The organism is Dictyobacter halimunensis (assembly GCF_036245075.1).
This window is the reverse complement of record NZ_BSRI01000001.1, coordinates 2,246,629-2,265,587: the sequence shown is the minus strand read 5'-3', so window position 1 is coordinate 2,265,587 and position 18,959 is coordinate 2,246,629. Positions and strand designations below refer to the sequence as shown.

General features: G+C 51.8%; 20 protein-coding genes. 11 read left to right on the top strand and 9 right to left on the bottom strand.

The features are described 5' to 3' along the window. Positions 1-180: 180 nt before the first annotated feature. A complete protein-coding gene (locus tag AABA21_RS09045; protein WP_338249011.1) occupies positions 181-1,326 on the top strand; it encodes a CHAT domain-containing protein in 1,146 nt (381 codons plus the stop codon). A 226-nt stretch (positions 1,327-1,552) separates the two neighbouring features. On the opposite strand, the gene AABA21_RS09040 is transcribed toward AABA21_RS09045, so the two are convergent. Continuing rightward, entirely contained in the window at positions 1,553-1,924 is a 372-nt protein-coding gene (locus tag AABA21_RS09040) for a hypothetical protein (protein ID WP_338249009.1), read from the bottom strand. A 123-nt stretch (positions 1,925-2,047) separates the two neighbouring features. Here AABA21_RS09040 and AABA21_RS09035 point away from each other — a divergent pair, with 123 nt between their 5' ends. From AABA21_RS09035 to AABA21_RS09025, 3 genes are all read left to right on the top strand, one after another. After that, positions 2,048-2,449, top strand: coding sequence for an NUDIX hydrolase (locus AABA21_RS09035; protein WP_338249007.1), 402 nt, complete (start codon positions 2,048-2,050; stop codon positions 2,447-2,449). Between the two features lie 63 nt (positions 2,450-2,512). Further along, the gene (locus tag AABA21_RS09030; protein ID WP_338249005.1) at positions 2,513-3,226 is read left to right on the top strand and encodes an ABC transporter ATP-binding protein; all 714 of its coding nucleotides are present in this window, start codon (positions 2,513-2,515) and stop codon (positions 3,224-3,226) included. Next, positions 3,210-4,016, top strand: coding sequence for an ABC transporter permease (locus AABA21_RS09025; protein WP_338249002.1), 807 nt, complete (start codon positions 3,210-3,212; stop codon positions 4,014-4,016). The genes AABA21_RS09030 and AABA21_RS09025 overlap by 17 nt, the downstream gene beginning before the upstream one ends. Positions 4,017-4,080: 64 nt before the next feature. On the opposite strand, the gene AABA21_RS09020 is transcribed toward AABA21_RS09025, so the two are convergent. The 3 genes from AABA21_RS09020 to AABA21_RS09010 form a co-directional block, all read right to left on the bottom strand. Beyond that, positions 4,081-5,985 carry a S9 family peptidase gene (locus AABA21_RS09020; RefSeq protein ID WP_338249000.1) on the bottom strand — a complete coding sequence of 635 codons (1,905 nt, stop codon included), beginning with the start codon at positions 5,983-5,985 and terminating at the stop codon, positions 4,081-4,083. Between the two features lie 58 nt (positions 5,986-6,043). After that, a complete protein-coding gene (locus AABA21_RS09015) occupies positions 6,044-6,283 on the bottom strand; it encodes a hypothetical protein (protein ID WP_338248997.1) in 240 nt (79 codons plus the stop codon). A 197-nt stretch (positions 6,284-6,480) separates the two neighbouring features. Further along, complete coding sequence (locus tag AABA21_RS09010; RefSeq protein ID WP_338248996.1) at positions 6,481-8,238, bottom strand: MptA/MptB family glycosyltransferase; 1,758 nt, start codon at positions 8,236-8,238, stop codon at positions 6,481-6,483. 471 nt (positions 8,239-8,709) lie between these two features. On the opposite strand from AABA21_RS09010, the gene AABA21_RS09005 reads away from it, so the two are divergent. The 5 genes from AABA21_RS09005 to AABA21_RS08985 all read left to right on the top strand — a co-directional run bounded on the left by AABA21_RS09005 (position 8,710) and on the right by AABA21_RS08985 (position 11,474). After that, positions 8,710-9,102, top strand: a complete 393-nt coding sequence (locus AABA21_RS09005; RefSeq protein ID WP_338248994.1) for a response regulator — start codon at positions 8,710-8,712, stop codon at positions 9,100-9,102. A gap of 101 nt (positions 9,103-9,203) precedes the next feature. Further along, positions 9,204-9,605: a response regulator gene (locus AABA21_RS09000; RefSeq protein WP_338248992.1), complete on the top strand. Its 402-nt coding sequence runs from the start codon at positions 9,204-9,206 to the stop codon at positions 9,603-9,605. 81 nt (positions 9,606-9,686) lie between these two features. Then, positions 9,687-10,136 (top strand): response regulator, encoded by a 450-nt coding sequence (locus AABA21_RS08995; protein WP_338248990.1) that lies wholly within the window; start codon positions 9,687-9,689, stop codon positions 10,134-10,136. A gap of 186 nt (positions 10,137-10,322) precedes the next feature. Beyond that, positions 10,323-11,036, top strand: coding sequence for a hypothetical protein (locus AABA21_RS08990; RefSeq protein WP_338248988.1), 714 nt, complete (start codon positions 10,323-10,325; stop codon positions 11,034-11,036). Between the two features lie 156 nt (positions 11,037-11,192). Continuing rightward, entirely contained in the window at positions 11,193-11,474 is a 282-nt protein-coding gene (locus AABA21_RS08985) for a hypothetical protein (protein ID WP_338248987.1), read from the top strand. Between the two features lie 224 nt (positions 11,475-11,698). Here AABA21_RS08985 and AABA21_RS08980 read toward each other — a convergent pair whose 3' ends face one another. The 4 genes from AABA21_RS08980 to AABA21_RS08965 all read right to left on the bottom strand — a co-directional run bounded on the left by AABA21_RS08980 (position 11,699) and on the right by AABA21_RS08965 (position 15,864). Further along, a complete protein-coding gene (locus tag AABA21_RS08980) occupies positions 11,699-12,715 on the bottom strand; it encodes a DUF4349 domain-containing protein (protein WP_338248985.1) in 1,017 nt (338 codons plus the stop codon). Positions 12,716-12,875: 160 nt separating this feature from the next. Continuing rightward, positions 12,876-13,919: a LacI family DNA-binding transcriptional regulator gene (locus tag AABA21_RS08975; protein WP_338248983.1), complete on the bottom strand. Its 1,044-nt coding sequence runs from the start codon at positions 13,917-13,919 to the stop codon at positions 12,876-12,878. A gap of 148 nt (positions 13,920-14,067) precedes the next feature. Next, entirely contained in the window at positions 14,068-15,294 is a 1,227-nt protein-coding gene (locus tag AABA21_RS08970; protein WP_338248981.1) for a glycosyltransferase family 4 protein, read from the bottom strand. Between the two features lie 186 nt (positions 15,295-15,480). Then, entirely contained in the window at positions 15,481-15,864 is a 384-nt protein-coding gene (locus AABA21_RS08965) for a hypothetical protein (protein WP_338248979.1), read from the bottom strand. 342 nt (positions 15,865-16,206) lie between these two features. On the opposite strand from AABA21_RS08965, the gene AABA21_RS08960 reads away from it, so the two are divergent. Then, positions 16,207-16,572, top strand: a complete 366-nt coding sequence (locus AABA21_RS08960; RefSeq protein WP_338248978.1) for a hypothetical protein — start codon at positions 16,207-16,209, stop codon at positions 16,570-16,572. 219 nt (positions 16,573-16,791) lie between these two features. Here the strand turns inward: AABA21_RS08960 and AABA21_RS08955 are convergent, their stop codons facing one another. Then, entirely contained in the window at positions 16,792-17,859 is a 1,068-nt protein-coding gene (locus AABA21_RS08955; protein WP_338248977.1) for a fatty acid desaturase family protein, read from the bottom strand. A 450-nt stretch (positions 17,860-18,309) separates the two neighbouring features. Here AABA21_RS08955 and AABA21_RS08950 point away from each other — a divergent pair, with 450 nt between their 5' ends. Further along, entirely contained in the window at positions 18,310-18,957 is a 648-nt protein-coding gene (locus tag AABA21_RS08950) for a TetR/AcrR family transcriptional regulator (protein WP_338248976.1), read from the top strand. Positions 18,958-18,959 lie beyond the last annotated feature (2 nt).

Sequence of the window (18,959 nt, the reverse complement as noted above, 5' to 3'; positions counted from 1 at the left end):
TCTATATATTCATATTGACCCGTCTATTTGTGACAACGTAGCGTTTCTACCCTCTCACCTGCCTCCTCTCAACGATTCACACCATTCAAATTGATATATTTCAATTCTTGACTTCGTATTCACTGTGACCTACAATAATGCTGCAAATTCAGCATCATAGTCTTTGAGAGGAAAATGCTTGTGGGCAACAATGACATTGTCAAAATACTCTTCCTGGCTGCCTCCCCAAAAGAAACAAAACGATTACAGTTAGACCTTGAGAATCGATCCATCAAAGAATTTATTCAGCGCTCTACGTACCGTGAGAATTTTAAAATAGAGAGCGAGTGGGCAGTTAGAGATAGCGATTTGCTCTATCTTATGAATATGCATCACCCTCAAATTGTGCATTTTAGCGGTCATGGTACAAGTACAGGTGAATTAATTTTAGAAGGGCAAGATCGATCCCTCAGACCTGTCGCGGGAGAATCACTACAATCTCTCATGCGTATATTTAAAAATGATGCCAGACTTGTTGTTTTAAACGCTTGTAATTCATCAATACAGGCAGAAATGATTGCGCAAGAAGTAGATTTCGTAATTGGGATGGAAGATCTCATCGGAGATGGAGCGGCCATAAATTTTATTTCGGCTTTTTATCAGGCATTAGCTTTTGGCAATTCTATTCAAAATTCATTTGAACAGGGAATCGCTCAACTTCAAATCAAAAATATCCCAGCCGCGCATATTCCTCAGCTTTTTGTGCGCCCAGGTTTGGACGCCAACCAGGCAGATTGGCGTTATCTCATAGCCCCAACCACCCCATCTTCGCAACAAAAAACGCAAAGATCCTCGGCAACAGGTTCATCCACATCAAACACTACCAAAGAACCCGTTTCGATTGTTATATCTTACGCTCCCGAAGATGAAAAATTCAGAGCGAGCCTGGAAAAACACTTCACGACCATGAGAAGAAATGGTGACATTACAATCTGGCATGCTAATAGTACAGCAGCCGGAGATGACATCATTGAGAAAGTACATTATTTGAATAGTGCAGACATTGTCCTACTACTAGTTAGTAAAGATTTCCTTTCTTCAGATAGTATTTACGAGAATGAAATTCGGCCAGCTATAGATAGGCGTGAGAAGGGCTTGAGTCGCGTTATCCCAATCATTGTCTCTGAAACCGCTGATTGGGACAAAGATAAGCTCTTTGGAAACCTTTTTGCATTGCCACGCCAGAAGAAACCAGTATCAGCATGGAAAGATGAAGATAGTGCGATGGTGTCCATTGTACAAGACGTGCGAAACGTAATTAATGATATACGAGAGCGGCATGCGTAAACCTGAGGGAACGTTTCAGGATAACTCGAAATCGGCCCCATGCGAAACGTCTCCTCAACACGATTTTGTCTCCGTAGGCAGCATAGGCCTGCGGCCCATTAAACACGCTTAATTCATGAACAAGCAGCAGGCCTATGCCGCCTACGGGGAACGCGATCGTCGAAAGCCCCCGTTCGCGTATGGGGGGCGAAATTTTGGAAAACCCGCATGCCCATACGTGGGACGGTTAGCGATCCTCTTCCGGGGGTGTTGCCGAGCTTTCGTGGTTGACTGGAAATGTTTTTTTGAATTGGTTGGCCAGGGAGGCGAGATCATCCTCGCTCCAGGCCACGACCTCGACGTCAGACTGGCGTACCCCTTGATAATTTGATGGATCATCAACCCACCTTACGTTAAATGCTTCCCCTTGATGCCGCTCAGAACAATGAGCCTGATAGAGATCATGCTGCTCTTGCGAGGTCACACCAATATCGTGTTGAGCGTCTTCCGCTTTCATTGAGATATGCCGGAGCAGGCGCGTCCCGCATTGACAGGTAACGGTGACTTCCCAGCCGCCGGTTGGGGCCGGCCCTTCTAGAAAACCATAAATTGTGATCACTAACGGCTCCTTTTTTTGCTCGGTGACGGGTTCGATTTGACCATATCATACCAGGTGGATACAATAGATAGCTGTATGCCTATAAACAGATAGTATAAGCATGGATAGGATAGATACAATTTTATGACCAACACCATTGATAAATTGGCCTGGATACATATTGACGATAAGCGCCTGCTGGCAACACGTTCAAAGGGGAAGGATCTGTTTTATTTGCCGGGTGGGAAACGTGAGCCGGGTGAAACTGATCGGGCGGCCCTGGTACGTGAGGTGCGAGAGGAATTGAGCGTAGACTTAGAACCTGAGACAGTCAGCTACCTTGATACCTTCACGGCACAGGCCCATGGGAAAGCTGAGGGAACGATCGTCATCTCTACCTGCTATCAGGCTGACTACACGGGTCAGTTACAGGCCGCCAACGAGATCGAGGAGGTAGCATTGCTGAGCTACCAGGAGCGCGATCGCTGCTCAAACGTGTTACAGATAGTAATGGATGCCCTGAAAAACCGGGGAATGATCGCGTAAGTTGCGTAATAAGACGACCAGTCCTCAATTCAAAATTCACACAGAACAGGGATTATCGTTTATATGGATAAAGCTACATCCGCAGATCAGTCAGAAATTGTGTTAGAGACCAGAAATTTAAGGCGCGTGGTGGATAAGGATAAAGTTATCATCAACGACATCTCACTGGCGGTGCGCAAGGGTGAGACGCTGGCGATCGTGGGACCATCAGGCTCGGGCAAATCGTCGTTCCTGCGTCTGCTCAATCGGCTGGATGAGCCGACCAGCGGCACCGTTTTGCTGAATGGGGTTGACTACACCACCATCTCCCCACGTACCCTGCGCCGCAAGGTCGGGATGGTCATGCAGTCGGCCTATCTCTTTCCGGGCACGGTGGCCGAAAATATCAGCTTCGGCCCGCGCTCACGCGGCGAGCAAGTCTCCAGTGAACGGATCGAAGAGTTGCTCGAACACGTGCAGTTGGCGGGCTACCAGCAACGCGACATCAGTGGGCTCTCGGGTGGTGAGGCGCAGCGCGTCTCGCTGGCGCGCACGCTGGTCAACGATCCCGAGGTACTGCTGCTGGACGAGCCGACCTCGGCCCTGGATGAGACCACGCGCGCGGGCGTTGAAGAGCTGATCAACACGATCATGCACAGCCAGGGTCTGACCAACATCATCGTCACTCACGACATGGCCCAGGCCACACGCATGGCCGATCGCATCGCCGTCATCCAGGCGGCCCGGCTAAAACGCATCGGGACGGCAGAAGAGGTGCTCAATGAACCTATTGCGTAACATGCTCATATCGCTGACCACGCCCCAGGTCATCAACGGTCTGCTCCAGATCGCGGCCGCCACCGTGCTGGTCCTGGCGGTCGTAGTGATCGCCCAGTTTAACAAGGTCAAGCTCGCCACAGAGACCGTCACCTCGATGGTGCGCGGCCTCATCCAGATCCTGATCGTGGGCCTCATCCTGGTCATGATCATTAACGCATCGATCATCTTCGGCTACCTGGTACTGGCCATGATGATCGTCTTCGCCGCCGTCCTCTCCCAGCGGCGCGCCAAAGGTCTGCCGGGCGCGTTCAAGATCTCGCTGCTCGCCATCGGGATAGGCTCCGGCATTACCGTCGTGATTATGGCACTGGTAGGAGTGATCGAGCCCAGGATTGCCACCCTCATCCCCGTTGGCAGCATGATCATCTCCAGTTCCATGCGCACCAACTCGCTGGCTCTCAACCGCTTTCGCGCCGAGATCGAAGCGCACACCGGTCAGATCGAAGCGGGACTCTCCCTGGGCGCGCCTCCGAACATGGTCATCGCAAGCTATATGAACAACACCGTCTATGCCAGCATCATCCCGGCGGTCGACACCATGCGCTCGCTGGGCATCGTCTTCATCCCAGGACTGGCCAGCGGCATGCTCCTGGCGGGCGCCAACCCGATCTATGCCGCCGAATACCAGTTCGCCGCCATCGCCATGCTCTTTGCCGCCAGCACCCTCACCGGACTCCTCGGCGGGCTGCTGCTACGCACAACCATCTTCTCCCCCGCCGAACAGCTCACCCTCCGCCCCCAGATGTGAAATCGGACGCGAGGTCCGAACCTATGCGCGCCATGCCCTCCATAGGTTCGGACCTCGCGTCCGATTATACGTACCGGTCGAGCCACGCCAGTAGGCGTTTATAATAATCACGGTTATGCTCGGGCTCGCTCAGGCCATGGCCCTCGCGGGGATAGATGACGCATTCAACCGGGATCGAGACCTCACGCAGGGCGCGATAGAACGCATAGGCCTGAGCGACCGGGACAGCAGGATCATTCTCTCCATGGACGATCAGGGTGGGTGTCGTTACCTTGCCAGCATAGGTCAGCGGCGAGCAGCGCCGATAGGCATCTGGATTCTCCAGAGGATTGGCCTTGAGCAGGCGCACATCGGCGTCTGCGATGTTGGTCTGCGCGTGCATGTTGTGCCAGTCAGTGATACCAGCACCGACCATCGCGGCCTTAAAGCGTCCCGTCTGCGTGATGGCCCAGGCGGTCAGGAAGCCACCATTGCTCCAGCCACCGATGGCGATCCTGCTGGCATCCACCAGGCCCTGCTCGATCAGGAAATCGACGCCGTGCATGATGTCCTGGAAGTCTTTGCCGCCCATGTCACCCAGCACCGCATCGGCGAAAGCGACGCCACGCCCCCAGCTACCACGCATATTCGGCCGTAGCACCGCGTAACCGGCCGAGGCAAGAATCTGGGCGGAAGGGTACCAGCTATCCAGCGAGGCGCCCGAGGGTCCGCCATGTACATCAACATACAATGGAGGCAGGCCGTCACCCTGATAATTGAGAGGTGGAGTGAACAGGGCATCGATCAGCCACGCATCCGCGCCTGGATAGCGCAAGCGCCGGTTGGGTGAGAGCGCGAACGACTCTTCAGCCAGCACATTCAAACGCGAGAGCCGCCGCCAGTGCATCCCCTCTCTGTGCGCATCAGAGAGCACCAGTTCACCATGCCACACATCTGGTGGCTGCTGAGAGGTCGAGTGCACCGTCACACACTGACCTAGATCGGTCGTGACAGAGAGGCGGGCCTCATAAACATCGACCGCGAAATCTGGATCCAACATGGTAATTGTCCCATCCTGAGCATGCACAATCCCTAGCTGGCAGGTTACACCATGCAGGGCCAGGAAGAGCAGGCGCTCACCATCAGGCAACCAGCGACACCAGTTGGGGCTGGCATCGATGCCCGGCGTGAGGTTGCGCGGCTCACCACCCACGGCGGGCACAACATAGATATCGCCCCCGCCCTGATCAGGATCGCTCCATTCGCCAGAGATATAGGCGATCTGCTGGCTATCGGGTGACCAGGCAAGGGAGCTCGCCTGGCGCATCAACTGCGTAATCTGCCCGACCATGCCGCCCAGCGTTGACACGATGCCGACCTGACCGTTATACCAATCGGTCTCATCCGAGCCGTACGAGAAATACAGCGCGAACGACTGGCCAGCGGGCGACCAGCGATATTCCCACACGGTAACCCCATCGGGCGTCACCGGAGCGGGCTGGTCGCTCTCCACCTGGACCGTCCACAGGCGGCGAACAGGTCCAGGCCCCAGCACGATCGGATCGCTGGTCTTCTCCTGCTGATCCTGAGAGATAAAGGCCAGCCGCTTCCCATCCGGTGACCAGGAGATGTCGCTCACGCCGCCAGGCAGCGTACAGACGCGCCTGGAGTGTTCACTATCCAGCGAACGCACAAACAGCTGAAACTTCCCATTCTCTTCCCCCACAAAAGCCAGTTGCGTTCCATCAGGCGACCAGCGCGGCTCTCGCTCATTGCGCTCCTCGCGCGTCCACTGACGCGGCTCCGCATCCGACGTATTCGTCAGCCAGATACGGCGGCGCCATTTGGTGGAATCGGGCTCACGCATCATCACCACAAAAGCCGCCTGCTTCCCATCGGGAGAGATCACGGGATCGGAGGGATAACGCAGATGAAGATAATTTTCATACGTCACAGGCACGCGCGGAGTAGATTGATAAAATTCAGGCATCAAGGATAATCCTTTCCATGTATGCGGTCAGCTACGTGCGGCGATATAGATATTTATTTTACTGGGCTGTGGACTCGAGCGCGGCTATATAACCTTCGGACTCTTTAGCGACGTGCAGGACCCAGAACAGCTCGCGTACCGTATGCGTACGCGCGAAAGCATGCCATCCTTTTTCGCTGCCTACGATGGTCGAACTTGGCAACCATTCAAAGGCAGCATACTCACGTTGACGCGCAAATTCCAGCAACGCTCCACGCACATGACATTCTTCACAATTTCCACAGGTACAGATTTTCATAAATACAGGCAACCTTTACATAATATTTTTGTTCACCATCAAAAGTCTATCATGCCAATAACGATAAAGAAAACCTCTCAGGACCGATGTACGCGCACAAAACAAGCCGGGGCACGCCTGCCACTTACGGATTTACACGCACAAAACAAGCGGTCTTGGAGGCAAGGCCGCTTGTTTTGTGCGTGATATGTGGATGTTTATCTGGGCATGATACTGGCGTCTTCAGATCCCGCAGGCGAGGAAAGCTCTTCCGCCTGAGGGGCCCGCTTCTGGCGCGCCCGGACATAGAAGTACACGACCAGCGCGGCGATAATTGGCGGCGCCATCATCAACACATAGCGGATCGCCAGTTGGTAGCCGGAGACGTGGAAGAAGGCCAGATTCATGTACGTGATAACAGCACTGGCCGAGAAAACGAAGCAGAAAGCCACCAGCGCGCGTGTGAAGCGGCCCATTGAAAAGGCCAGCATGATGGGGGCCAGCGCGACCAGCCAGACAACGTACCAGGAATAGAACCAGGGGGTAACCACCAGGATAATTGTCATGGTTGTCAGACTACCAACCACCAGCGTGCGCATCGAGGGTGAACGCCAGGTATACCAGGCTCCTACCAGCACAGCCACGCCCATCGCCAGGATATCAACTTTGCTCCAGAAGCCACGATTGGCCAACGCGTGGGCGACAAAGGTAACCACCGGAATTGAGGTATGCGGGTGGACGAAAAGCCAGTTCATCGCCACGCGCATCAAAGAGTTTTGAGCGCCACTGGAGGACGGCGGCGTACCAAAGCTACGCACGATCTCGCCCGGTCCATGACCGATCCAGAACGGTAAATATGCTACCAGTGTAATCGCCACGAAGAGTCCCCCCGCGATGGCGACATTTTTGAGGGCGGCCCCCCAGGGCAGATCCCGCGTCAGCTTGCGTGGGGCGCCCAATGTTTGCGCCGCCAGCACAAACAGGAAAAAAATGATCACCGGGATCGAGGTAAACTTGACCAGCACCGCCAGCGTCAACATCACCAGCGCCGGCCAATAGTTTTTCAGACGCGTAAAGCCGAGCTGATTGGCGCGAAAGCAAAGGGCGAAGCCATACAGCAGCAGCGTACTCATAAAGACATCGTTATGGGCCCCCAGCGGCCCCTCGAACAGCATCAAAGGATTTAACGCGTAGAGGAACATACCCAGCGTCACGGTACGCTCCGAGCGGCCATTCATCCGCAGGATGCGCCCGATCAGCAGCACATTCAACACATGGCAGAGCAGTCCCAGGCCGCGATAGATATAAAAGTACGGCAGGGGATTATCACCGAAGATAAGCGAGAGCAGGCCAGACAGGTAGACCCATACAGGTCCATAGGCGGATGGGGCATCGCTCCAGCCATCGATGTGCGTCAGCAGATCATTGTAAGCGACCTGCCTGGGAGTAGAAAAATAGGGATTGGCTCCATGCGCCCCCACCAGATTGCCATAGTCGGCATACACAAAAAGATCTTTGGAAGCCATGCCCGGCGTCAGCACAAAAATCACGCCCGCGATAATAGTGCCGATCCACATCCAGCGGCGCACAATCCGCATCTGCTCATCGCTCACGCGCCGAGCAATAAAATAGGCGGCCAGCGTATAAATGACAAAGGCCAGCCCCAGCAACACCAATACCTCAAGGTTGCCCGTCAGATAGATCGCTACATTGTCCGCGTGCGAAAAATGCATCGGCAGCCAACGGCCCCAGCCGGTCAAAAACGGCATCGCAGGCGGCGTAAAGTTCCGAGGAGTCGCGATATCCTCGGTCAAACTGGTATAGCCGACATTCTTCAGACGAGCGATAGGCGTGGTGGTTAACAAAATGCATACGACGAAAGCCAGAACACAAAAAATTATAAGCCATGGCCGAGCATTTTTTTGATCCGCTACCTGATCAGGTGTTGATCGCCCTGTTTCTATCGTTTTACTCATAAATTATTCTACACTCAATATGTCTGCATTTTCAGATGCTCGCAATCCGGGTTACATAAACGCTACACTTGTCTAATACGATAAAGTATTACAGAGGTAACCGCTTTATGCACAAAGGTACCAGCACAATCAGTGCTCCTTATATATCTGAATCGACGGCTGCAGGTGTTATATCCAGCAGGCATTGCTGGTAGCAATATCCAGCAGCAGCATGCACCGATGACAATAAAATGAAGCTACCAGTCTCCACCGTCCAGACCATGTCACAACCATAACATAAATACCCTGCTATGTACATAGAAGGTACCAATTTTATAATACCAGGAGGTAGTACAACACAACGGGCGGGTGCATCCGCCCGTTGTGTTGTACTACCTCCTGGTATTATAATAAGTTATCTTAGCCATTTCGCTGTGCACAATAAGCTCACTTGTGATAACATTGTACGCATTCAAATAATGAGGTATAAACGTGACCGCACGCATTCTTGTCATAGAAGACGAACCAGATATTTTAGAGCTCTACCGCTTGCTCCTTGAGGGCGAAGGGTATGAAATATATGCAACCGATACTGTCTACAAAGATCTGACTGAAGTAGAGCGTATGCAACCGCAATTAATTATGCTAGATTTAATGATTGGGTTCAAGCAAGAAGGATGGAAATTCTTAGAATCACTACAAAAAGACACCAGGACCGCCTCCATTCCACTCCTGCTATGCACGGCTGCGGAGCATGAATTGAGAGATAAGATTGACGCGCTAAAAACGCCGACCATCGACATCGTATTCAAACCGTTCGATGTCGAGGATCTCTTAAGGGTGGTAAAAAAGTTGCTCGCCATCTCTCCCATCAAAACTTCCTGAGCAACAAACCCAGCAGACACCTTTTCCGGTACCCTTACACGTTGCCGGCGAAGCAGTGGCTTTTTTGATTTATGAACTGAAGCGTATCCGGGAGGAGATTTGTGCCTCATCTTGAGCTACAGAAAACCGAAGACACAAAAAATACGCAAACAACGATAGTCATTGTCGAGGACGATAATTCGATTGGCTTATTCCTCACCCTGGCCTTTTCCGAGGAGACACCGTATCGCTCAATTCTTGTCCCCACAGCCGAACGGGCGCTGAAGGTCATTGAATCCGTCAAGCCAGACCTGTTCATCCTGGACTATCAACTTCCTGAAATGGATGGCTTGCGGCTCTGTCATGAACTTCGCATGCAACAGGATTTCTGCGAGACCCCCATTATACTGATGAGTGCGAATCTGCCACACGGCGAATTTGCACAACTCAAGGTAATCGGGGTCGCCAAACCATTCGATCTCGACGAGTTACTGGATACTGTCAATCAACTTCTCGATCAGTAACAACATAAAAGCACGCACCATGGTATCGGTGTGAAAAAGGAAAGAGCTTTTCTTGCTTCGCTAGCCAGAAAGGAAATACAGATGCACAGCGCAAACAAGGCTGCGGTCATGGTCATTGAAGATAATACGTATGACTTTGAAATTTTGCAGTGGGCATTCACTAAATCAGGCAATCAAACACCCCTGCAACACTTCAGGAATGGGACACAGGCTCTGGACTTCCTACATTCCATTAGCAGCCAGCCAGAACAGTTCGCACAGCCAGCCGTTATCCTGCTTGACCTGACACTACAGGATATGGACGGCCTAGAGATCCTGTACGAGATCAAGTCTGATGAGCGTTTGAAACACATTCCCGTCATTATCTGGACGTCTTCAGGCAACGACGACAGGATCACCGATTGCTTCCAGCAGGGCGCGAATAGTTATATGATCAAGCCAACCAAGCGAGAGAACTTTTTACAGAACGCCCAATTTCTACAGGCTTACTGCAATCAAACTCAAAACAAGGCATCTACACCCCAATCCTGAGGAGAATTTATTTTTCTCCTCTTATATGCATGGTATTGCAATAAACTGGCTTCAGAACTGATGGTAGCCATCTCTGCCCTCTCAGGCTAAATTGTGAAGTAGTTCACATTATAAGTCTGCCGTATTGACCAGCAGGTATTTTGCATGTAATATATTCATCAACAGCATAAAGTGCCTATCACTCGTGTGAGCAGAGGTGAAGAACACATACGCGAGACCCTGGCTCTACAGGCTTACCTGATCTGGAGGTACACGTTGGCTCAAGCGTCCTATCTGACAGAAGCAACCATTACGCTGGTATCAATCAGCCTTATCTATATTGCCCTGTTCCTGTGCGGTCTGGTCGTTTTTCTGCTCACGCTCATCATATTCCAATGGATCGGGAGCAAGCAGTGTGCAGTCTGTTTAAAACGCTTGCGTCGCAGCGATAATTACTGCCACTACTGCGGGACCGCGACCCATGCGGTCTTCACGCCCGCTCCGCCGACCGTCTACAGTGGTCCTCCAGCAAATATCAGGCAGCAGGCGCTCCCTTCAACATCCACCGTCTATAGCGGTCCTCCAGCAAATATCAGGCAGCAGGCGCTCCCTTCAACATCCACCGTCTATAGCGGTCCTCCAGCAAATATCAGGCAACAGGCGCTCCCTTCAACGTCCACCGTCTATCGGCCACCTGCCGCATGGCCAGCGGCCAGTCGGCCCCCTATCAGCCGGCCACCAATCGTTAACGTTCCCATGCTAGCGGCCCCGCGGGTCAGATATACCACAGACAGCTACAACACCATCGATGATCCCGACTATCTCTGTCCCACTTGCCATGGTCCCCTCCACTTAAGCGACACCTTCTGCGGCAGCTGCGGAGGTCGCCTGGTCCCCACAGTCCACCAGATACGCTCATAAAGTATTTTTGGTTCATTCTTGATGATTTAGCATGTGTTTAGACTTTTAAATCGTCTAAATAAATGAGGGCGGATGTGTATAAAACTATTATATGGAATGTACCGCTCGTCTTGCTATATGGGAAGATGGTAAGGGAAAATGATGAATCAAATACATATGACATTCAGGGAAGCCCGCTTGCGGCACAATATTACGCTCAACCTGTTGATTAAAGATACAAACATTGATCCACGAGCTGTCATCCTGCTGGATCAGCAGAATCAGGGAACTCCTGAGCATGTCGACCGGCTGCTGGCATCTCTTTCACGCCTATCGGGTATAGAATATTCCCGGCGCATAAAAAATATCCACGCGATCACGTTCAAGCTCCATCCAGATTACGAAAGCGTCACGCCAGATCAGCTTGCAGCGGAGCTGAAACGCGCCGGTGATGAGTAGCTGAACCCCATTGCCCCCGCTATAGTTATACAGCTACTATCATCAGGGGGAAATGTGATAGCCCCCGCACGCGCGTCCGCTGCGCGGCCGCATTGGTTTTTATATGAGTGCATGGGGTGCGCGAATGCGCACCCCATGCACTCATATAAAATTGATACGTGAGCTACGCAGATGCGGAGCCTCATGCAGGCCACATGAGATGAACACGAGAGTAAGACCCATCCTTATGAATGTGGCTGTGCGGGCGGTGTGGGTCTGGAGGTAGCCAGCAGCGGCGAGACGAAGCGCCCGATCGCTACGCGATACCTCCTGATCAACCAGGCAATGATCACGGCCGGAACCACATAGATGCTGAACGCCAGCAACCATATCAGGAACGTTAGCAGGGCGCGTCCGAAGCTGAGCGAGGCCGCGAAAGCCCCACCGAAAGCGCTGCTGAACGACCAGCCGGTATCGGTCTGTGGAGCCGGTGCGGGCACATTGGGGATGATCGGTTGCAGGTAGAGGTTAACGGTATAGAAGGTCACCTGGCCGGAGAGCAATTTCAGGTGCGCCTCGGACGTCTCGATATTGCTCTCTACCTCGGTTAACTTCTGATCGATCGTCACAATATCGCCAACCGCCTGTGCATGACTTAACAGGGTCAGCAGGCGCGTCTGCTCTCCTTTATAATTCTTGATGCGTGACTGCGTATCGACATAGTCATTTGACACATCCTGCACCGTCTCTTTAAATGCAACCAGTTTCCCCCCGGTTGAGCCCTGCACATTATAGTCGCGCAGGTAGTTGTAGATCTGTGGATACATGGTGGCCTGGACCGAAAAGGTGAGCGAGACATTATAGTATTTGTCGCCAACCTGGGTATAATCGGCACCAGCTGAACTGGAACGCGGATCGGTAGCCGATATCCAGGCCTGGATATCGCTGGCGACTTTGCGCGTATCCTTTACCTGCATAGTCACATTCAACGTTTTAATCAGGTATTGAGGACCCGCATCCGCCGTAGAGCTTCCCGCTGTGCTCTTTTGATTGGAAGCTGTCGAAGAGGAAGAACTAGAATTGCTGGCACCATTGCTTCCGGTGGTATTAGGTGCCTGGTGAACAGACGAATTTTGAGCCGGCACCGAGTTGGAAGTGCCGCTACTTGCGGCACCTGAACTGCAAGCGACCAGCAAAGCAGCCAACAGCAGGGCACAACCAGACAGCCACAATCTTTGATAAGATACCCATATGCGCAGCATAGATCCGCTCCTTTAGAGGATATAAATTGTTCGGGGTAAGCAAAACAATCATCACGTATTTTTAAAGTATTGTTCACTCAGCACATGTAATGAACACACATAAAACTTACTCTACAGGAGTAGACGCCGCAGAACTGCTACAAGTTCCCGCCGAAGGGATTCAAAAAGATTCGGGACTGGGACCGGTGGAGTGGCGTACGACAAGGCGAGTGGAGAGGGAGGTGTGGATAGCATCCAGGCGTGCTTCGGCGCGGTTGCGGAAGAGGACATCGACGCCGGTATAGCCAAGCTCGTAGCGCGGCTGATGCACGGTGGTGAGAGCGGGGGTGACAAACGAGGCAAAGCGCGCGTCGTCAAAACCAACCACCGAGAGATCGCGCGGAACCGACAGACCCAGTTCAAGCGCCGCGTGCAGCACACCCACAGCCATATCATCGCTAAAGGCAAAGATGGCAGTCGGCCGCTCAGGCAGGCTGAGCAGTTCCATGGCGGCCTGGTAGCCACCTTCCAGCGTAAAATCGCTCTCACGGATCAACGCCGGATCATGGGGTAGTCCGGTAGCAAACATGACAGCCTGATAACCAGCCAGCCGATCGATGCTCATGCACCAGCGCGCATCTCCGACCAGCAGACCGATGCGGCGGTGTCCAAGCGACAGCAGATGCTTGGTGGCCGCGCGGGCGCCACCGATATTGGCCGCGGTAACCGTTGGAATATCATCACTCAAAGGGGTACGGGGATCAATGACGACAAAGGGAAATCCGGCGTGGCACAATTCCAGCAACTCTTCATCCGATTCCCTGGGCAGAACCAGCAAGGCGGCATCCGCGCCATCGGCTTGCAGGCGCTCCTTCAACGTTTGCGTGGGTCCGCAGGATGAACGCGAGCAGAAAGACAGCTGAACCTTTTGCTTGTTAAGGGCATCGGTAATGCCATGGAGCATGCCCATGAAATGCTCTTCGTTAGGAATACTGACCCCGACCCGCTGCAGAGGCGCGCGCACGACGGTATGGGTATTGCGATGAGAGTTATATCCCAGGTCCCGTACATGCGCCAGGACCTTATCGCGCGTCGCCACAGATACATCCGGGCGACCATTCAATACCCTTGAGACCGTTGAGATAGAAACACCCGATTTGCGGGCCACATCCCATATGAGTGCACGAGATTCGCGTACACGAGAATTTTCTTGTCGATCCTCCAACGAGCGCCCCTGTTAAAATCAATAATCAGACTGTCTAATTACAGGTTAAATAATTTCCAGTTAGTTCAAAGTGTAGTAAGCATTCATTTGTTTGTCAAGCTATATCATTTTGCGTGCACAAAAGTCATACCAACCAGGCAACCAGTAATCAGGCCTGATGCTGCCTGGTGCGCTCCGTCTTGTATTGCAGGTAAATGCTAATCCAGAACAGCACACATACGCTCAGACCAACCAGTCCGAAGCCAAGAAATTTAAAGATGCCGGTCAAAAATAGCGCGCTCAGGCCGAACAGGGCGGTAATCCCATAAAAGACGTAGCAGATCTGGCGGGCGCTGAGCCCCCCAAACGCTAAGCGGTAGTGGAGGTGGGTCTTATGGGCATATTGTGGCAACAGATCGCGCTGCATCGGATTCTGTCCACGGCGCAGGCGATTCACCGCGACCCAGGCGATATCCAGGATGGGGATGCCCAGGATCATCAGAATCAGGGCGAACTTGGCGCCGCCCATAATCGATAACATGGCCAGCGTGATCCCTAAAAACTGGGAGCCGCTATCCCCCATAATGATGCGTGAGGGATGCCAGTTATGCGGCAGGAAGCCGGCTACGGCACCGGTAAAGATAGCGGCCAGGGTAGCGATGGTATACTGGGAGAGCTCCAGGCTGATAACCGTAATAAACAGGCCCGCGATAGCGACGATGCCGCCGGCCAGCCCATCCAGACCATCCATAAAGTTGACGGCGTTCATCATACCAACGAACCAGAACCAGGTAAACAGAATGGCCGGGATGGCCAGCCAGGACACAACGGGCTCGCGAATAAATAATGTCAGCTCGCTCTGCTGATACCAGGGAAGCGGGACGCCCGCCACGGACGACTGGTGAACAAAGGGATTGTGGAAGCCAAAGAAGAGGATGCCATGAAAATTGTGCAGGCCGGGGCCCATCAAGATCAATACCGCCACCGTCTGAGCCAGCATCTTTGGCAACGGCTTCATACCCTTAATATCGTCATAGGCATGCACCAGCACAATCAGCAGCGATGCTGCCAAAAATAGGCTATAGATAACCAGTTCTTTTGAGACCGGGTGGCCAAAGATCGTTTCGGTCGCACCTGGCTGCACCGCCAGGGTAGGCAGATAGAAGAGCCAGGAAGCCAGCAGAAATGCCGCGAAAATGGCCAGCCCACCCAGGCGAGGGAGCGCCTTCTTATGTATCTTATGCGCCACCACCGGCTCAAACCAGTTCATCTTCCGGCATAATGCCAGCACAGCATACGTCGCCACATAGGTTAATATAAATGCGGCCACGCCTCCGAGCAGCAAGGTCAAATGGTTCGCCACCAGAAACTCTATTACAGACCACGCAGAATCCATAGCTCACCCTATCACGCTAAATTGAGAACATCCAGCCCCTCCCCTTAGTATAAAAACTTGCGCGGCCATTGTCAGTTATTCCGAGCTCGAACTAGTACTTACGTCGACAAAAACGCATCACTTAGCCAGAAGGCACAAAAATGCCTACCGCCTCAAACATGCGCTTAAATACGTGGGGCAGGTGATTTATTCTTCGTTCACGTAGCCTAATTTGCGCGCCCGTTCTCCAGCCTCCGACGCCTCTTCAACGCGATCCAGGCGAGTCAGGGCATAGGACTTCTGCTTGTAGAGCCAGCCATCGTTGCCATAGCCCAGGTGGCGTGCCCGCTCAAAAGCCTCCAAAGCCTCGCGATAGCGCTGGAGTTGATTAAACATCCAGCCCTGCTGCTCATACAACCAGCCTTCATCAATAGCTTCCAGTTGCAGAGCATACTTAATAAAGGTCAGAGTCTTTTTATGTTTGTCCGGCCCCACAAAGATATTATCATTCTCAACCTGATATTGAGAAGTCAAATCAGCAGGCAAGGCAGTGGTATGGGAGAAAGAAGTTTGTTCTGAATGTTGCATCATATATTATTCCTCAAACATAAACTCATTTATGATGATCGGGTCTTGTATGCAATCAAGTATGTATAATAACATCTTTGTTTCAGCTCCCGAGCATAGAAAAACCAGCGGGATAGAAAGCAGGGAGATATTTATTCATACGCTAGAATACTATATTAAGTAACATCTAAACAAGTGTCAAACACACTTTTTCCTAGTGCGTGTGAGCACCCCTTCACGTATAAGTTTTTAAGGTATGTTTTAAATATTCTCAGCGGGGTAGGCCATATATAAGCATCTCAAAATAGCATTTAAGGCTACACATATAATGAAAATAGAAGATCGGGATCAGTCAGGGAGGGTTTTATGCAAGCTTTACCCAAAACAGGTATTACTATCAAGCAATACGGGAAGTTCCATGTGCGTGAGGTACAGATGCCAGCGGATCAGCCACCTCTAGAAATGCTGCAGATCTCGCTCGAACAAAATGATACAGATGAACTATTTATCGGCTATATTCCGGCCCAAAATAGCGATCTCCCCTTTTTGCTACAGCGCATCCGCTTCTGGATTCTTGAACAGCAGAGCCAGCTTAACCAGGTAGAGCAGTGGATCAGCGACACATTTGATGTCCAGACCCTGGAAAAATTACGGGACCTCAACAGTATCCTAAAAGACAGATATGATCTCGTTCAGCAGGCTCTGCAGGAGATAGATCATACCGACCTGTAATCGTATATGGTTCATGCGTTCTCCAGGAATGTGTCTAACTCTCATGATCATCGCCTGCTGCTCGCATGAGCTTTCGCACTAGCAGCGCTTACGAGTCTGTTTTGAGTTGGTGCATCGGGTGCGCGGATGCGCACCGATGCACCAACTCAAAAAACTAGTGCGGACGCGCGTGCGGGGGCACTCACGTGCCCCTCCAGGGTAACGGGAGTAAGACCCATGCTAAGAGATGTGGCGCAGGGGGGCGCCTATCTGATGCAGGTGCTGAAGAATTTCTTTAAGGGACTGCAAAACATGGGTCTCGTGGTAGGGAATCTCGCGCTCCTCACAGAAGAGCTTCACTACGCCGCGCGCCTCTTTTAACTTGTTGCGAGGCATACTGGGGAAGAGATGATGCTCGATCTGGTAGTTTAAGCCGCCATAAATAAAATCGATGACGGGATTGCCGTAGATGTTGCGCGAGGTCAACACCTGGCGATGCAGGAAACCCACCTGGCTCTCTTTATCCAGAACTGGCATGCCCTTATGATTGGGCGCGAAGATAGAGCCAAGGTAAAAACCAGCGACTGCCTGGTTCAAAGCAATAAAGATAATTGCCTGCCAGACATTCATGCTATAAAAGATAGCCGCGAAATACAGAATAAAATGAGCGAGCATCGTGGCCCATTCAAATGCATAAAACCTGGTCCTGTTGCGCAGCAGAAAGACCACGCTGTTATATTGCAAGCCCAATGACACAGTCATTAACGCTGGCAAAAAGATAAAGGCCTGATGCTTCACCAGAAATTGCCTGAATTTGCCAATCTGTGCCAGGTCCTCTTTCCCGGTAAATTCAAGAAAAGGAATTTCGATATCCGGATCCATATCAACCTGATTGGGATGGCTATGGTGACTGTTATGCTTATCAAGCCACCAGGCATAACTCATGCCGATACATAAATTTCCGCCAATCAACCCGATCAGATCATGCTTCCAGGAGCGCTGAAACATCTGACGATGACCAGCCTCGTGACTGAGCAAACCGATTTGAGCGAAGACAAAGGCCATAAAAATGGCGTTGATGAGTTGTAGCCAGAAAGAATGAACAACGAGGAGAAAGACCATACTGAGTGCCAGTAAACCGATCAGCAACAGCACGCGATACGTATAGTAAACTGGCTGCTTAGCTAACAGGCCGCGTCTTTTCACGATGCGCTTTAACTCAGCAAAATCACGGTTAGAGGTTTCAGAGGTGTACTGTTCCAGAGAGGTGTCATTGCCAGGTAAGGTGAGCAATGCAGTCTTCTTCATTCACGGTTTCCTTAATACACAAAATGTATAACTTGTGATATTGAAATCAATATCATGTGTCGAATCAACTGATGTGTTTATGGCATCCGGTCGGCAAGGCAATTGTTCTCTCTGTCCTTCCAACCAGAGGAAGGACAGAGAGAGAGGAGTGCGAGGGCACCTCGCGCTCCGTCAGGGGCTGCCGCCCCTGCACCCCGCTTTCCTCCTAAAGGGCGGAGAACAGGCAATTGTTCTTTTATGCAACAGCATATTTGAATGTCCAGATGCTTGTTCCTAAAAAGGACATCACTCTTGAGATAAAAAAACCGGTGCTTTTGTTTCAAAAGAGGTGTGGCATAGGAGATTCAGGTAGTGTACTTATCCCTCTTGACATTTTTTCTCTGCCACAGGTATATTCTGTATGGCACTTATTTAATGTTCATTAAGTGACTCAGCTATTGGTAAATATACATGATTTTTGATCAAAGAAGCGCCAATGGAGACAAGCGCCATACGGAGCGAGACCCGGAAACGCAGCGCCGCATTCTGGCAGTCGCCGAACGCCTCTTCCTCGCCAAAGGCTTCAAGGGCGTATCGATGAAAGAGATCGCCGATGAAGTCCAGGTCACGGCCGCTGCGCTCTACTATTACTTTCCCGGCGGCAAGCAGGAGCTATTCATCAATATGGTCCAGCAATGGATCGACAACTGGACCAGGCAGACCTTTGAGGCTGTTTCTCGTGTTGAAGGCACGCGCGCCAAACTTACCAGGGTAGCGGAGGCCTTTTTCTCACGTCAATTCAGCAACTTTTTCGCGCTCATCCGAGATATTGAAGAGTTTTGTGGGGATAAACCAGGGAAAAGAGAGCTATTCAGGAAAAATCGTCAGGACCGCAAGTACCTCCAGGATATTTTCCAGCAGGGAATCGATAGCGGAGAGCTGAGGGCGGATGTACCAGCCGAGACATATATCTCTATGTTCGAAGGCATTATGATGGGCATACAATTCAAACGGCACTTTAACGTCGATCAAGAAGATGAGGCCCCGGTTGATGTTCCCTTCATGGCGGAGATGGTGGTCAGCTGCCTCTTAGATGGTATCGTCAAAAAAGCAGATTGATA

What these genes read in the sequence shown, in the direction of transcription:
- AABA21_RS09035 (WP_338249007.1), top strand. Translation starts at nt 2,048, where the DNA reads ATGACCAACACCATTGATAAATTGGCCTGGATACATATTGACGATAAG.
- AABA21_RS09030 (WP_338249005.1), top strand. Translation starts at nt 2,513, where the DNA reads ATGGATAAAGCTACATCCGCAGATCAGTCAGAAATTGTGTTAGAGACC.
- AABA21_RS09025 (WP_338249002.1), top strand. Translation starts at nt 3,210, where the DNA reads ATGAACCTATTGCGTAACATGCTCATATCGCTGACCACGCCCCAGGTC.
- AABA21_RS09020 (WP_338249000.1), bottom strand. Translation starts at nt 5,985, where the DNA reads ATGCCTGAATTTTATCAATCTACTCCGCGCGTGCCTGTGACGTATGAA.
- AABA21_RS09015 (WP_338248997.1), bottom strand. Translation starts at nt 6,283, where the DNA reads ATGAAAATCTGTACCTGTGGAAATTGTGAAGAATGTCATGTGCGTGGA.
- AABA21_RS09010 (WP_338248996.1), bottom strand. Translation starts at nt 8,238, where the DNA reads ATGAGTAAAACGATAGAAACAGGGCGATCAACACCTGATCAGGTAGCG.
- AABA21_RS08995 (WP_338248990.1), top strand. Translation starts at nt 9,687, where the DNA reads ATGCACAGCGCAAACAAGGCTGCGGTCATGGTCATTGAAGATAATACG.
- AABA21_RS08985 (WP_338248987.1), top strand. Translation starts at nt 11,193, where the DNA reads ATGACATTCAGGGAAGCCCGCTTGCGGCACAATATTACGCTCAACCTG.
- AABA21_RS08980 (WP_338248985.1), bottom strand. Translation starts at nt 12,715, where the DNA reads ATGCTGCGCATATGGGTATCTTATCAAAGATTGTGGCTGTCTGGTTGT.
- AABA21_RS08970 (WP_338248981.1), bottom strand. Translation starts at nt 15,294, where the DNA reads ATGGATTCTGCGTGGTCTGTAATAGAGTTTCTGGTGGCGAACCATTTG.
- AABA21_RS08965 (WP_338248979.1), bottom strand. Translation starts at nt 15,864, where the DNA reads ATGATGCAACATTCAGAACAAACTTCTTTCTCCCATACCACTGCCTTG.
- AABA21_RS08960 (WP_338248978.1), top strand. Translation starts at nt 16,207, where the DNA reads ATGCAAGCTTTACCCAAAACAGGTATTACTATCAAGCAATACGGGAAG.
- AABA21_RS08955 (WP_338248977.1), bottom strand. Translation starts at nt 17,859, where the DNA reads ATGAAGAAGACTGCATTGCTCACCTTACCTGGCAATGACACCTCTCTG.
- AABA21_RS08950 (WP_338248976.1), top strand. Translation starts at nt 18,310, where the DNA reads ATGATTTTTGATCAAAGAAGCGCCAATGGAGACAAGCGCCATACGGAG.